General features: G+C 60.1%; 15 protein-coding genes. 4 read left to right on the top strand and 11 right to left on the bottom strand.

Features of this window, described 5'->3' with window-relative positions; translation table 11 throughout:
• Position 1 precedes the first annotated feature (1 nt).
• Positions 2-811 (top strand): tryptophan synthase subunit alpha, encoded by an 810-nt coding sequence (trpA, locus tag B9Z37_RS09655; RefSeq protein ID WP_108312807.1) that lies wholly within the window; start codon positions 2-4, stop codon positions 809-811.
• Between the two features lie 106 nt (positions 812-917).
• A complete protein-coding gene (gene accD / locus B9Z37_RS09650) occupies positions 918-1,790 on the top strand; it encodes an acetyl-CoA carboxylase, carboxyltransferase subunit beta (RefSeq protein WP_108312806.1) in 873 nt (290 codons plus the stop codon).
• 182 nt (positions 1,791-1,972) lie between these two features.
• On the opposite strand, the gene B9Z37_RS09645 is transcribed toward accD, so the two are convergent.
• Positions 1,973-2,521, bottom strand: a complete 549-nt coding sequence (locus B9Z37_RS09645) for a YggT family protein (protein WP_108312805.1) — start codon at positions 2,519-2,521, stop codon at positions 1,973-1,975.
• 33 nt (positions 2,522-2,554) lie between these two features.
• On the opposite strand from B9Z37_RS09645, the gene B9Z37_RS09640 reads away from it, so the two are divergent.
• Together B9Z37_RS09640 and lysS are read left to right on the top strand one after the other, a co-directional pair.
• Positions 2,555-3,241: an LON peptidase substrate-binding domain-containing protein gene (locus tag B9Z37_RS09640; protein WP_108312804.1), complete on the top strand. Its 687-nt coding sequence runs from the start codon at positions 2,555-2,557 to the stop codon at positions 3,239-3,241.
• Positions 3,242-3,330: 89 nt separating this feature from the next.
• Complete coding sequence (lysS, locus tag B9Z37_RS09635; RefSeq protein WP_108312803.1) at positions 3,331-4,884, top strand: lysine--tRNA ligase; 1,554 nt, start codon at positions 3,331-3,333, stop codon at positions 4,882-4,884.
• 60 nt (positions 4,885-4,944) lie between these two features.
• Here lysS and B9Z37_RS09630 read toward each other — a convergent pair whose 3' ends face one another.
• From B9Z37_RS09630 to B9Z37_RS09585, 10 genes are all read right to left on the bottom strand, one after another.
• On the bottom strand, positions 4,945-5,271 hold the full coding sequence (locus B9Z37_RS09630) for a hypothetical protein (protein WP_108312802.1): 327 nt from the start codon (positions 5,269-5,271) through the stop codon (positions 4,945-4,947).
• 18 nt (positions 5,272-5,289) lie between these two features.
• Positions 5,290-6,375 (bottom strand): beta-N-acetylhexosaminidase, encoded by a 1,086-nt coding sequence (gene nagZ, locus B9Z37_RS09625; RefSeq protein WP_108312801.1) that lies wholly within the window; start codon positions 6,373-6,375, stop codon positions 5,290-5,292.
• A 37-nt stretch (positions 6,376-6,412) separates the two neighbouring features.
• Positions 6,413-6,820: a holo-ACP synthase gene (gene acpS / locus B9Z37_RS09620; RefSeq protein WP_108312800.1), complete on the bottom strand. Its 408-nt coding sequence runs from the start codon at positions 6,818-6,820 to the stop codon at positions 6,413-6,415.
• Entirely contained in the window at positions 6,817-7,578 is a 762-nt protein-coding gene (locus B9Z37_RS09615; protein ID WP_108312799.1) for a pyridoxine 5'-phosphate synthase, read from the bottom strand. The genes acpS and B9Z37_RS09615 overlap by 4 nt, the downstream gene beginning before the upstream one ends.
• Positions 7,575-8,324, bottom strand: coding sequence for a DNA repair protein RecO (gene recO / locus B9Z37_RS09610; RefSeq protein WP_108312798.1), 750 nt, complete (start codon positions 8,322-8,324; stop codon positions 7,575-7,577). The genes B9Z37_RS09615 and recO overlap by 4 nt, the downstream gene beginning before the upstream one ends.
• A gap of 11 nt (positions 8,325-8,335) precedes the next feature.
• Positions 8,336-9,235, bottom strand: a complete 900-nt coding sequence (gene era, locus B9Z37_RS09605; protein ID WP_108312997.1) for a GTPase Era — start codon at positions 9,233-9,235, stop codon at positions 8,336-8,338.
• 164 nt (positions 9,236-9,399) lie between these two features.
• Positions 9,400-10,092, bottom strand: coding sequence for a ribonuclease III (rnc, locus tag B9Z37_RS09600; protein WP_407067232.1), 693 nt, complete (start codon positions 10,090-10,092; stop codon positions 9,400-9,402).
• A 7-nt stretch (positions 10,093-10,099) separates the two neighbouring features.
• Positions 10,100-11,065 carry a signal peptidase I gene (gene lepB / locus B9Z37_RS09595; RefSeq protein WP_108312797.1) on the bottom strand — a complete coding sequence of 322 codons (966 nt, stop codon included), beginning with the start codon at positions 11,063-11,065 and terminating at the stop codon, positions 10,100-10,102.
• Positions 11,065-12,873, bottom strand: a complete 1,809-nt coding sequence (gene lepA, locus B9Z37_RS09590; RefSeq protein ID WP_108312796.1) for a translation elongation factor 4 — start codon at positions 12,871-12,873, stop codon at positions 11,065-11,067. Before lepA ends, lepB begins: the two co-directional genes overlap by 1 nt.
• Before the next feature lie 499 nt (positions 12,874-13,372).
• Positions 13,373-14,767 (bottom strand): DegQ family serine endoprotease, encoded by a 1,395-nt coding sequence (locus B9Z37_RS09585; protein ID WP_108312995.1) that lies wholly within the window; start codon positions 14,765-14,767, stop codon positions 13,373-13,375.
• Positions 14,768-14,809: the final 42 nt, after the last annotated feature.

Below are 14,809 nucleotides of genomic sequence, written 5' to 3'. Positions count from 1 at the left end.
CATGAGCCGAATCGATTCAACCCTCTCTGCATTGAAGGCACAAGGCCGCAAGGCCCTGATTCCGTTTGTCACGGCAGGCTTTCCCTTCGCCAATTGCACCCCGGCCCTGATGCACGCCATGGCGGGCGCTGGGGCCGACATCATCGAGTTGGGGGTGCCGTTTTCCGATCCCTCGGCCGACGGTCCAGTGATCCAGAAGGCGGGCGACAAAGCCTTGGCCATGGGCATTGGCCTGGTGCAGGTGCTGGCCATGGTGCACGAATTCCGCCAAACCAACACCACCACCCCGGTGGTCCTGATGGGCTACGCCAACCCGGTGGAGCGTTACGACCAGAAGCATGGCACCGACAGCTTCATTCGCGACGCCTGCGCTGCTGGCGTGGACGGCGTGCTGATCGTGGACTATCCGCCTGAAGAATGTGAGGAATTCGCCGCCAAGCTGCGCGCCCACAGCATGGACCTGATCTTCTTGCTGGCCCCCACCAGCACCGACGAACGCATGCAGCAGGTGGCACGGGTGGCCAGTGGCTATGTGTACTACGTGTCGCTCAAGGGTGTAACCGGTTCGGGCGCCCTGGACATCGACGCCGTGGAAGCCATGCTGCCGCGCATCCGCCAGCACGTGAGCGTGCCGGTGGGCGTGGGCTTTGGCATCCGCGATGCGGCCACAGCCAAGGCCATCAGCCGCGTGGCCGACGCGGTGGTGATCGGCTCGCGCCTGATCCAGCTGATTGAAAACGAGTCGGCCGACCGGGTCAACACGGTCGCAGCCGACTTCCTGTCTGGCATCCGTCAAGCACTGGACGCCTAAAGGGACGGGCCTGCTCCGAATTCCGGACGCAGGCCCTCAACCCTTCGCCATGTGAAATGCCCCCTGTGCCGTTTCAACGATAATTCGCCACCGAAGGAGAACCCTCATGAGTTGGCTAGAAAAACTACTCCCCCCCAAGATCCAACACACCGACCCGGCTGACCGCCGCTCTGTGCCCGAAGGCTTGTGGGTCAAATGCCCCAGCTGCGAGACCGTCCTCTACAAGACCGACCTCGAAGAGAACCAGAACGTCTGCCCCGGCTGCTCGCACCACCTGCGCATCGGCGCACGGGCACGCTTGAACGGCTTCCTCGATGGCGAAGGTCGCTACGAAATCGGCCAGGAAGTGGTCCCTGTCGATGCCTTGAAGTTCAAGGACAGCCGCAAGTACCCCGAGCGCCTGAAAGAAGCCATGAACAACACGGGCGAAACAGACGCCCTGGTGGTGATGGGTGGTGCTGTGCTCAGCATTCCTTTGGTCGTGGCCTGCTTCGAGTTCGACTTCATGGGCGGCTCCATGGGCTCCGTGGTAGGTGAGCGTTTTGTCCGCGGCGTCGAAACCGCCATCGAGCAAAAAGTGCCTTTCGTGTGCTTCACCGCCACAGGCGGCGCGCGCATGCAAGAAGGCCTGCTCTCGCTCATGCAAATGGCCAAGACCAATGCAGCCCTGACCCGGCTGTCCAAAAAGGGCCTGCCCTACATCAGCGTGCTGACCGACCCGACCATGGGCGGTGTGTCGGCGGGCTTTGCCTTTTTGGGTGACGTGGTCATTGCAGAACCCAAAGCCCTGATCGGCTTTGCCGGTCCTCGCGTGATCGAAAGCACCGTGCGGGTGACCTTGCCCGAAGGCTTCCAGCGCGCTGAATTCCTGCAAACCAAAGGCGCTGTGGACTTCATCTGCGACCGCCGCGAACTGCGCAAAACCATCGCCAGCACCCTGGCCATGTTGCAGCGCCAACCCGCCGATGCGGTGAGCTGACCGGGGTCGCACGTCACACGACTTTGAGCTTGATCACCGCCGAGCACCACTGACAGTTGTCACCCCCGACTTGATCGGGGGTCCATCCCTTCAGCAGTCATGGATACCCGCATTCGCGGGTATGACAAACAAAACAACCGAGACATGCCCCGGCTTGGGAATTGAACAAGTTTGGCCCGCGTTCAGTACATCCAGCTCATTTGAAGCTGGGCCAACAGCATACCCGCCAGTTGCAAACCCAGCAGCAAGGCGATGGGTGACAAGTCGACCCCGCCGATCAGGGGCACCACCCGCTGAAACGGGCGCAAAAACGGCTGGCACAAGCGTGCGGCCAGGCTGTACATGGGCGAGCCGGGGTTGACCCAGGACAGCACCGCCATCACCAGCACCAACGCGCTCAGGGCCGAGACCATCAGCTGCGCCATGCCCACCAGACTGACCAGCGGCAGCAAGCCCAAAGCGCCATGCCCGCCCGCCACCAACCACAGCAACGTGTACTGCACCAGCTTGATGAGAAACGCCCCGACCAGACTCGACAAATCCCAGGCTGACCATGCCGGAATCACCCGGCGCAGCGGCAACAGCAACCAGTCGGTCACCGCAAACACAAACTGGCCCAAAGGCTGGTGAAAAGAAATGCGCTGCCACTGCATCAAAAAGCGCAGCAAACAGGTGCCTGCAATCAGGCCCGCCACCACATCCAACACCAAGCTCACCATCTGGAACAACATCGATTTTTCTCCTGCTCGTGCGATGATACCCAGATGCCTGAGCACAACGCCCCATCCCCGCAAGCCTTGACGCAATTGCCCCTTTTCCCCTTGAGCGCCGTGCTGTTCCCGGGTGCTTTGCTGCCTTTGCAATTGTTTGAACTGCGTTACCTGCAAATGATTGGCGAATGCGAGCGGCAAGGCACTGGTTTTGGGGTGGTCACGCTCACGCAGGGCCGCGAAGTGCACCGCCCCGGCGAAGCCGCCGAGCAATTCGAGGTCATGGGCACCCGAGTGCAGATCGAGCGCATCGAGCGACCTCAGCCCGGTGTGGTGATGGTCTGGTGCCGTGGGCTGGATAAATTTCACATCGAGGCCACGCAACAGCGCAGCGATGGCCTGTGGCTGGGCCGGGTACATGCCTTACCGCCCGAGCCCGCCGTGCAAGTGCCCGAAGACCTGCAGCACCTCTCGGCGCAAATGCACGAAGCCCTGACCCAGCTGAGCGCCCAGCCCAGTGTGGTGCCACCATGGAACGAAGCCTGGCGACTGCAGGACTGCAGCTGGCTGTCCCACCGCTGGGGCGAGTTGATGCCGCTGCCTTTGCAGATGAAATACCGGCTGTTTGCCCTGCAAGAGCCCCTGATGCGCCTGGAGTTGGTGGGCGATCTGGTGGCCCCGGTTGACCCAGCCACAAAGAACCCGACCGGCTCCGGCCAAAAGCCCTCGGCAAACTCTTAAAATAGACGGCTTTGCGCCTTGGCGCAGTCACATCTCCCCCGCAACCCCGGCTCAGGTGCCCAGCGCACCCAGCCCAACCACCGCCCGCCATGTCCGACACGAACGCCAACGCCCAAACCGCGCCAGCCCCGCAAGATGAAAACCAGCTGATCGCCGAGCGCCGCGAAAAACTCAAGGCCATGCGCCAGGCGCAGGCTGAGGGCAAAGGCGTGGCATTTCCCAACGACTTCAAGCCCGAGCACCACGCCGCCAACCTGCACCAAGCGCATGGCGATAAAGATGCGGAAGCCTTGAATGGCGAAGGCGTGGCCAAAACCACCGCCAAGGTGGCAGGCCGCATGATGCTCAAACGCGTGATGGGCAAGGCCAGCTTTGCCACGCTGCAAGACGCCACGGGCCGCATCCAGGTCTATGTGACCCGCGACGATGTGGGCGAAGACCTGTACGCGCTGTTCAAGCACTGGGATCTGGGCGACATCGTGGGCGTGGAAGGCCATTTGTTCAAGACCCGCACGGGCGAGCTGTCCATCCATGCCACCGGTATCCGCATGCTCACCAAGAGCCTGCGCCCCATGCCCGACAAGTTCCACGGCGTGGCCGACCAAGAGGTGAAGTACCGCCAGCGCTATGTGGACCTGATGACCGACGAAGCCGCCCGCAAGCGCTTCATGGCACGCAGCAAGGCCGTCAGCGGCATCCGTGAGTTCATGGTCCAGCACGGCTTTTTGGAAGTCGAAACGCCCATGCTGCACCCCATTCCCGGTGGCGCCAACGCCAAACCCTTTGTGACGCACCACAACGCGCTCGACCAAGAAATGTTCTTGCGCATCGCGCCCGAGCTGTACCTCAAGCGCCTGCTGGTGGGCGGTTTTGAGCGCGTGTTCGAGATCAACCGCAACTTCCGCAACGAAGGCATCTCGGTGCGCCACAACCCCGAGTTCACCATGATGGAGTTCTACGCGGCGTATTGGAACTACCAGGACCTGATGGGCTTCACGGAAAGCCTGATCCGCGACGCGGCCATGACCGCTGCAGGCACGCTGGACCTGACGTACAACGGCAAGCCGGTGGACCTGAACAAGCCGTTTGACCGCATGACCATCCGCGAAGCCATCGTGAAACACACCGAAGCGGGTGACAACGTGGACAACGCCGAGTGGCTGATCAACGCCCTGAAAAAGCTGGGCATGAGCGAAGCCAAGGACAAGCTGTCCAGCCGCAGCCTGGCCAGCCTGCAGGTGTTTTATTTCGAGGAAACCGTGGAAGATAAGCTCTGGGAGCCGACCTTCATCATGGAGCACCCGACCGAGATCAGCCCGCTGGCCCGCGCCAACGACACCCGCCCCGAAGTGACCGAGCGTTTTGAGCTCTACATCACCGGCCGCGAGTTCGGCAATGGCTTCAGTGAGCTGAACGACGCCGAAGACCAGGCCGCACGCTTCCAAGCCCAAGTCGCCGCTAAAGACGACGGCGACGACGAAGCCATGTACTACGACCACGACTTTGTGCGTGCCCTCGAATACGGCATGCCCCCCGCAGGCGGCTGCGGCATCGGCATTGACCGCTTGATGATGCTGCTGACCGACAGCGCCAGCATCCGCGATGTGATCCTGTTCCCGGCCCTTCGCCACGTTCAGGAGTAAGTTCACCGAGCCCCAATGACAAACGCGGCCTAGGCCGCGTTTGTCATTTAAAAACTAAATTTACCCCTGCTGGCGGGGTGGCAAGCGAGGCGCATCTTCCACGACCTCACGCACTTCCACATCCACCACCTGATCATCATGGGGAAATGGGGCGCCTTGACCTCTGGGAGGCTCGAAGCCTTGTCCTGTTCCTGCGCGGAAACCACCCTGCTGGAAGCCCTGGCGCATGGCCTTGAACTGCTGCCAAACCATCACCACCTGCGGCTTGCGGCCTGTCAACAACCAACGCACCGTCGCAAAGACGATGTAGCAGAGCAAACCAAAGAGCAAGGCCGCCAGGAAACCCAGTCCGAGCAAGCCCATGATGATGCGTGCAATCCAGTTCATTCAGGTTTCCTGTTCAGTTCAAGGCAGGCGGTCGAGTGCCTGCATGTAGTCGGCAGAGCGCACCAGCTCGTCCCAAGGGCGGGCGGGTGACCGGGGCAAAAGGTTCAAGCGCCGCTCTTCGCTGATGTCGCTGGGTGTCCAGTGGCCTTTGAGTTGGGCTTCCGCCAGCTGGTCCAGCACCTCGTCCAGCTCGGTGCCGTCGTTCACCGCAGAACGGTTGCACAACAGCGCCAGGTCGCATCCGGCTTGCAGCGCAGTGATCACCGCTTCGGTGTAGCTGAGCGTGCGGCCATCCATCTGTCGGGCGGCAGCCATCGACAGGTCGTCGGTGCAGACCACACCCTGAAAACCCAGCTGAGCGCGGAGGATGTCTTGCAGCCAGCGCGGCGAAAAGCCTGCCGGGCGGCTGTCGACCTTGCTGTAGATGACATGGGCGGGCATGACGGCGGTGAGCACGCTGGTGAGCCAGCGGTAAGGCTGCGCGTCATCGGCCAAGATGGCTTTGAGGCCGCGTTTGTCCACGGGCAGCGCCACGTGCGAGTCGGCCTTGACGGCGCCGTGCCCGGGGAAATGCTTGCCGCAGTTGCCCATGCCCGCTTGCAGCAGGCCCTGCATCAGGCTGCGGGCGAGCAGACTCACCACGCGGGGGTCGCGGGCAAAGGCGCGGTCGCCTATGACGCCGCTCTCACCGTGGTCCAGATCGAGCACGGGCGTGAAGCTGAAGTCCACGCCGCAGGCGCGCAGCTCACTCGCCAGCACAAAGCCCGCCGACGTGGCCGCTTCGCAGGCCTTGAGCACGCCCGAGCCGGGTTGCCCCTTGTCGTCTTGCCCCCAAATCTCGCCCAGGGCGCGCATGGGTGGCAAATGGGTGAAGCCGTCGGTGCGAAAGCGCTGCACACGACCGCCTTCGTGGTCCACTGCGATCAAGAGGTCGGGTCGGAGGTTTTTGATGTCGGCACACAGCGCGGTCAGCTGCGCACGGCTGTGCCAGTTCCGGCCAAACAGAATCATGCCGCCAACGAGCGGATGCGCCAGGCGGCGGCGGTCCACGCCGGTCAATGTGGTGCCGGCAATGTCGATGATCAGGGGGGCGTGCTGTGTCATGGGGTGTCCATTCAATGTGGGGCGCCAGCGCGGCAAATCAAGGGTGTGGTGCGCTTGCGGTCTCGACCACGCAAAAACTGGCGGCGTATTCGGACTCGTCGGTCACGGTGATGTGGGCGCTGAGGTTTTTGGCTTCAAACCATGTTTTCAGTTCGCCGTGCAGCACGATGAACGGCTGACCGCTGGGCAGCTTGCCAATTTCGCAGAGGCGCCAGGTCATGGGCATGCGCATGCCCAAGCCAATGGCCTTGCTGAAAGCCTCTTTGGCCGAAAAGCGGGTGGCCAAGTAGCGCACACCGCGCTCGGGCCAGCGGGCACTGCGGGCCTTCCAGGTGGCCATCTCGGTGTCGCTCAAGACCTTGGCGGCAAAGCGCTCACCGTGCCGCTCCAGGCTGGCTTTGATGCGGCGGATGTCGCAGATGTCGGTGCCGATGCCGTAGATCATTTTTTCAGGCAAGCGAGGTAAGCCTGCACAGTCGCGGTATAGCCCAGCTCCAGCGCGTCGGCCATGAAGGCGTGGCCAATCGAGACTTCTTGCAGGCCTTTGACGGCCGCTACAAAGGCGGGCAGGTTGTCACGGTTGAGGTCGTGACCGGCATTCAAGCCCAGCCCCGCTTGCGTTGCGGCCAGTGCGGCATCGGCGTAACGCTGCAACTGCGCGGCGTTGTCTGGCGTGCCCCAGCTGGCGGCATAGGGCTCGGTGTACAGCTCCACCCGGTCGGCACCCACAGCGCGGGCCCCGGCCATTTGCTCAGGCACCGGGTCCATGAACAGGCTCACGCGCACGCCCAGAGCATTGCACTCGTCGATCAGGGGTTTCAGTCGTTCGGCGTCTTGCGGAAAACTCCAGCCATGGTCGCTGGTGAACTGGCCTTCACTGTCGGGCACAAAGGTCACCTGGTGCGGACGCACGGCGCGTACATGGTCCATAAGGTTGTGGAAGGGGTTGCCTTCGATGTTGAACTCGCGGTCGGGCCAGGCCTGCATGAGGGCGTGCAACTCGGGCACGTCGCTGGCACGAATGTGCCGCTCGTCAGGCCGGGGGTGGATGGTGATGCCCTGCGCGCCCGCTTGCAGGCACAGCTCGGCCGCGCGAGTGACGCTGGGGATGCCCAGGTGGCGGGAGTTGCGCAGCAGCGCGACTTTGTTGACGTTGACCGACAGGGCCACGCGTTGGGGGGTGGTCGTCAAGGAGGTGTTCATAAGGTTTGCAAGTCCAGCATCATCTGGCGGGTACGCAAAGCGCCCACGCCGCAATGGTAGTTGAGCATCAAGCGCAAGGGGCGCTGCAGTTGCACAAGCAGGTCGGCGCATTCACGCAGCAAGGCGGCCAGCGGACTGGGGTCGTCGAGTGCCGCTTGCAGCGCCAGCCATTGCGCACCCTGCAAAGCGTGTCGGCTGCCCTCGGGCACCCATTGAAGCCCCGCTTCTGGCACCAAGGTGTAGAAACCTTCAGGCTCCAGCGGCTTGAGCGTCAGGGTTTGCAAGTTGAGCGCAGGCAGCAAGCCCATGTTTTTAAGCAACAGCAGTTCAAACGCACGCAAAGCCCATTGCAGTGCATCGGGGTCACCGCTGGCGAGCAAGCGCACGGCGGCGGCATACACCTCAAACAAATGCGGATGGGGGTCGTCTCGCGCCGTCAGGCGCATCAGCAATTCATTGAGGTAATAACCCGACAGCAGCGCCTCGCCCGTGGGCATGACATAACCACCCACCCACTCGGCCGATTTGAGGGTGCGGATATCACCATCGCCCCCAAACGCCAGCGACAAAGGCTGCAGCGGCAAGAGCACCGGGCGAAAACTGGATGTGGGCCGTTTGGCCCCTTTGGCCACCAAAGCCACCCGGCCATGGTGGCGGGTGAAGACTTCGAGGATCAGGCTGGTTTCGCTCCAGTCGTAGCGGTGCAGCACATAGGCTGGCTCGTCTGCGATCCGCTTGGTGGCCATGGACGCAGGGCTTACTCGTAGCCGAAGCTGCGCACACGCGCTTCGTCGTCGGCCCAGCCTGAACGCACTTTGACCCACAGCTCAATGAACACCTTGGCGTCGAGCAGTTTTTCCAGCTCCACGCGGGTTTCGGTGCCGATGCGCTTGAGCTTTTCACCCTTGTCACCGATCACCATGGCCTTGTGGCCTTCGCGCTCGACCACGATGGTGGCGGCAATGCGCAACATGCGCTTGGACGTGCGGCCCGCTTCTTCTTCAAATTTATCGATCACCACGGTGGATGTATAGGGCAACTCGTCACCTGTCAGGCGGAAGAGTTTTTCACGCACCATTTCGCTGGCCAAAAACTTTTCGCTGCGGTCGGTGAGTTCGTCCTCGGCGTGCCACCAGGGCTGCTCGGGCAGGTATTTTTCGCAAATACCGAGCAGGCGTTCGATGTCTTTGGGCTGCTTGGCCGACATGGGCACAAACTCGGTGAAGGCATGGCGCTCGTGCATGCTTTGCAGCCAGGGCGCGATGTCGCCACGGCGGTGCACGTTGTCGAGTTTGTTGGCCACCAACAAGACCGGAATGCCGGGCTTGAGCAGCGCCAGCACTTTGGCGTCGGCCGTGGTGAAGCTACCGGCCTCGACCACAAACAAAACCAGATCCACATCGCTCACGGCACCCACCACGGTTTTGTTCAGCGACTTGTTGAGCGCGGTGCCGTGGATGGTCTGGAAACCAGGGGTATCGACAAACACATATTGGGCAGCGCCCTGGGTGCGGATGCCGGTGATGCGGTGGCGCGTGGTTTGCGCTTTGCGCGAGGTGATGCTGATTTTTTGACCGACCAAGGCGTTGAGCAAGGTCGACTTGCCCACGTTGGGTTTGCCAACAATGGCCACCAAGCCGCAGCGCTGGCCTTCCATCGGCACAGGCGCGGGGGCAGCTGCAACCGGGGGCAAGGCGGCGTCTTCCGACGCATTTTCAGCAGAGGATCGAGGCTGAATGGTCACACCCGCGATTTGTACAGGGCGGCGCATGGTTTGCTCTTGCGGTGTGCGTTCAGTTTCAGGCATTTTTTTATCGGTGCTCATGCGGCGCTTTCGGATTTCAAGGTGAGCAGCATGGCGGCAGCCGCTGCTTGTTCGGCAGCGCGACGCGATGCGCCCGAGCCTTGTTGGGTTTGGCGCAATTCGGTCACTTCGCACGAGACCTCGAACTGCTGGCGGTGCGCCGCGCCGGATGTGCCGACCACGGTGTATTTGGGCAGCGCGAACTTGCGCCCTTGCAACCACTCTTGCAGCTCGGTCTTGGGGTCTTTGCCCACGGCCTGCATGTCGGGTTTGATGTCGACCTGGGCAAAGAGGCGCTCGACCAAGACTTGTGCATCCTTGTAGCCACCGTCCAGGTACACGGCACCAATGATCGCTTCCAGCGCGTCGGCCAAGATGGAGGGGCGGTTTTGACCACCTGAGCGCATTTCGCCCTCGCCCAGCCGCATCACCGAGGACAAATCCAGGGTTTTGGCCAGTTGGTGCAAGGTGTCTTGCTTGACCAGATTGGCCCGCACACGCGACAAATCGCCTTCGGGCAAGCTGGCCAGCTGGGTGTACAGCAAGTGTGCAACCGAGAGGTTCAGCACCGAGTCGCCCAAAAACTCCAAGCGCTCATTGTGGTCTGCGCTGAAACTGCGGTGCGTGACCGCTTGCTGCAGCAGCGCCGCTTGGCGAAAGGCATAGCCCAGGCGGATTTGCAGTTCAGACAGTGCAGGAGATGTGGCCACGCTCACCTCAGTCAAAAGCGCCAATGCGCTTGAGGTTGCCAAAGTTCATCCACACAAAAAAAGCTTTGCCCACGATGTTGGCATCGGGCACAAAGCCCCAATAGCGCGAATCCAAAGAGTTGTCGCGGTTGTCACCCATCATGAAGTAATGCCCCTCTGGCACTTTGCAGGTCACGCCTTCGACGGTGTAGTTGCAGTTTTCACGACCGGCAAACGGATCAGCACCCGGCACGAATGCGGGGCGGTCATCGTCTTGAATGGTCTGGTGCGGCTTGGCTCCTAGCGTCTCGCTGCGGTGCTTGAAGTAACGCATGGTCGACTCGTCGAAAAAGTCGGGCAAGGCCTGAGTGGGCAACGCTTTGCCATTGATGGTGAGCTTCTTGTTCAGATAGGCCACTTCATCACCAGGCACACCCACCACACGCTTGATGTAGTCCACCGTGGGTTTGGGCGGGTAACGGAACACCATCACATCACCGCGCTGGACGGGCGTGCCTTGCGTGACCTTGATGTTGGCCACGGGCAAACGAATACCGTAATGGAATTTGTTCACGAGGATCAAATCACCAATGTGCAAGGTCGGGATCATCGAACCGGACGGAATCTTGAATGGCTCAAACAAAAATGAGCGCAAGATGAACACGACCACGATGACCGGAAACAAGCCCGCAGTCCAGTCCAGCCACCAAGGTTGCATCAGCAATTTTTCTTGGGCGTCCTTCGTATCGGTATCCACCTTGTCTATGCCCATCTTGGCCAAATCTGCACGGCGCTGTGCTGTTTCGGCTTCCAGTTGCACGGCAGCTTTTTGGCGCTGAGGCAAAAACACAAAGCGCTCGGCCAGCCAATAAATGCCTGTGACCACCGTGGCCAACAACAAGAGCAGCGCAAAGTTGCCCTCGATGAAACCCGTATACCAAGCACCGGCATAGCCCACAAAAGCGGCCAGCACCAAAGACGTTAAAAACTGCATCAATCTTCCACCTGCAAAATGGCCAAGAATGCCTCTTGAGGCACCTCGACCGACCCAATTTGTTTCATGCGCTTTTTACCCGCTTTTTGCTTTTCAAGCAGCTTGCGCTTGCGCGAAATATCGCCACCGTAACACTTGGCCAGCACGTTTTTGCGCAAGGCCTTGATGCTTTCACGGGCAATGATGTTGGCACCAATGGCGGCCTGAATCGCCACGTCGAACATTTGGCGGCTGATGATCTCACGCATCTTGGCCACCACCGCACGACCCCGGTACTGTGACTGCGAGCGGTGCACGATGATGGACAGCGCATCGACCTTTTCGCCGTTCAGCAAAATGTCGACCTTCACCACATCTGAGGCCCGGAATTCCTTGAACTCGTAATCCATCGAGGCATAGCCCCGGCTGACCGATTTGAGCTTGTCAAAAAAGTCCAGCACGATCTCGCCCAGCGGCATTTCATAGGTCAACATGACCTGGCGACCGTGGTAGGCCATGTTCATCTGCACACCGCGTTTTTGGTTGGCCAGCGTCATCACAGGGCCGACATAGTCTTGCGGCATGTACAGATGCACGGTGACGATAGGCTCCCGGATCTCCTGCAACTTGCCTTGGTCTGGCATTTTGGAGGGGTTTTCCACCATGACGACTTCGCCACCGGGCTGGACTACTTGGTACACCACGCTGGGCGCGGTGGTGATCAAGTCCTGGTCAAACTCGCGCTCCAGACGCTCCTGCACGATTTCCATGTGCAGCAAACCCAAAAAGCCGCAGCGGAAGCCAAAGCCCAGAGCTTGCGAGACTTCGGGTTCGTAATGCAGAGAAGCGTCGTTGAGTTTGAGTTTTTCCAGCGCGTCGCGCAGGCCGTCGTACTGGTTGGCTTCGGTCGGGTACAAACCCGCAAAAACTTGCGGCTGAATTTCCTTGAAGCCAGGCAAGGCCTCGGCAGCGGGGCCCATGTTGTTGGGCAGCTTTTTTTCCAGCGTCACGGTGTCGCCGACCTTGGCCGCCTGCAACTCTTTGATGCCCGCGATGATGTAACCCACCTCGCCTGCCCTGAGCAACTGGCGCGGCTCGTTGGCGGGCGTGAACACGCCCAGACTGCCCGCTTCATAAACGGCATTGCTGGCCATCATGCGGATACGCTCGTTTTTGATCAACTGACCATCAACGACGCGCACCAACATGACCACGCCAACATAGCTGTCAAACCAGCTGTCGATGATCATGGCGCGCAAGGGCGCATCAGGGTCACCCTTTGGCGGCGGAATGCGGGCCACCACGGCTTCAAGGATTTCTTCGATGCCCATGCCGGTCTTGGCCGAGCAGGGAATCGCATCGGTAGCGTCGATGCCGATCACATCCTCCACTTCGGCCCGGGCATTGTCCGGATCGGCGTTGGGCAAATCCATCTTGTTGAGCACGGGCACCACTTCCACACCCAAGTCGAGCGCGGTGTAGCAGTTGGCCACGGTTTGTGCTTCAACGCCCTGGCTGGCATCAACCACCAGCAGTGCGCCTTCGCAAGCCGACAGTGAACGCGACACTTCATAAGAGAAGTCCACATGACCAGGTGTGTCGATCAAGTTGAGGTTGTAAACCTGACCATCTTTGGCCTTGTAGTGCAACGCAGCAGTTTGCGCCTTGATGGTGATGCCACGCTCTTTCTCGATGTCCATCGAGTCCAGCACTTGGGCTTCCATCTCACGCGCTTCGAGACCACCACACCGTTGAATCAAGCGATCGGCCAGCGTGGATTTGCCATGGTCAATGTGGGCAATGATCGAAAAATTTCTGATGTGATTCATCAAGCAACGTCTGCAAGTGTTTGTGGATCAAGGATCCGTAAAAGAAAAAAGGGCGCGTCTGGTGGAGACGCGCCCTGAACCAACAATCTATGGCAACTGCGATAGTTGGAGCTTCATTGTAGGCAAATTGGCCCATACGCACAGCCCCAAAAACACGATTGGCAGGTCGTTGCTGCTTTGCAACATGGACTTTATGCACAAGTTATCGACAGCCTAGTTAATATCTGATTGAACAACTTGTGGGTCGTCTGTGGATCACCGGTGGACTCCTGTGTGGAATCTCGCATCGTGAACTCAGCCCTGCACTTTATGCCATCAATTCATGGTCAAGACCACCAATTTTATCTAAATTCGTTATGAGCGAGCGATAAAGTTAGTTGGCGCAAACTTTAAAAATCTTTTTAAAGAAGACAAAAACTTTTGCAAGTGCCCCTTTGAAAGCCCTGAATTGAGCCCAATGCCCTGCCAAGTGCTGTGGACTCTTGACAAGTCCACGGCTTCACTTACCAGGTCGGATCAGCACATATTGCGCCCCATCGCCACGGCGAATGAGCACGCTGATGGGCCGATTTTTGTCAACACGCGACATGATCAACTCAAACTCTTTGAGCGAGGTCACCTCCGCATTGGCAATGGCCAAGATCAAATCCCCTTCGCGAATGCCTGCCCGGGCGGCCATATCGGTGGCAGCGTCCACACGCACTCCCCCTCGCACGCGAAACTCTTTCTTTTGCGCCTCGGTCAAATCACTCACCGCCAAACCCCAAGGCTGCCCGGTGGTCGCTGGTGCTTTTTTCTCAGCCGATGCCGCTGCCACTTTTTCGGGCTCAATTTCAGCCACTGTGATGTTCAAGTCCTTGTGGCCACCACGACGGAACACCGTGATGCCCACTTTGCTGCCAGGCTTGGTGTTGCCGACCGCACGCGGCAAATCTGCAGGTTTGTCGATCACCTTGCCATCAAAACGCGTGATGATGTCGCCGGCTTCCAAGCCCGCTTTTTCTGCAGGTGAGCTTTCTTCGACACCACGCACCAGGACACCTTGCGCCTTGCCCAGACCAATGGACTCAGCCACCTCTTTGGTCACTGGCGCAATCTGAACCCCGATGCGTCCACGGCTGACGCGTCCACTGGCGCGCAATTGCTCACTGACACGCATCGCCTCGTCCATGGGAATGGCAAACGAAATACCCATGAAGCCCCCCGAACGGGAGTAAATCTGGCTGTTGATGCCCACCACCTCACCGCGCATATTGATCAAGGGTCCACCGGAGTTGCCGGGGTTGATCGCCACATCGGTCTGAATGAACGACAAGTAGTCACCTGTGTCTCGCTGCTTGGCGCTCACGATGCCCGCAGTGACCGTGTTTTCCAAGCCAAAGGGCGAGCCGATCGCCATGACCCATTCCCCCACGCGCAAACGGCTCACATCACCGACCTTCACGGCGGGCAATCCGGTCGCCTGGATCTTCACCACCGCCACATCGGTGCGTTTGTCGGCACCCACAATGCGGGCCTTGAACTCGCGCTTGTCGGTCAAGGTCACCAACACTTCGTCTGCACCATCGACCACGTGCGCATTGGTCATGATGAAACCATCGGCGCTCAAGATGAAGCCTGAGCCCACACCTTTCGGTTGAGCCTCTTCCTGTGGTCTGTTTTGACGTGGCGCTTGACGCGGTGCGTTGGGAATGGGCACCCCAAAAAAGCGCCGGAACAATTCCTGCATCTCTTCATCTGTGCCGCCCGGCATGGTTTCTGTTGGGCGTGCTTTCTCAAGCGTCCGAATGTTCACCACCGAAGGCCCAACCTGCTCCACCAATTCGGTGAAGTCCGGCAAGCCCCGCACGACAGCCCCAGCCCCTTGCGCCATGACTGAGCCAGAGACACCCATGCCCAATGCCCCAAGCAAACCCGCCGTCACCAGCACAGTGGC

It is taken from the genome of Limnohabitans parvus II-B4 (assembly GCF_003063455.1).
Taxonomy (GTDB): Bacteria; Pseudomonadota; Gammaproteobacteria; order Burkholderiales; family Burkholderiaceae_C; genus Limnohabitans_A; species Limnohabitans_A parvus.
Note: the sequence above shows the minus strand (reverse complement) of the source record. Positions and strands in the feature narration are given on the sequence as shown.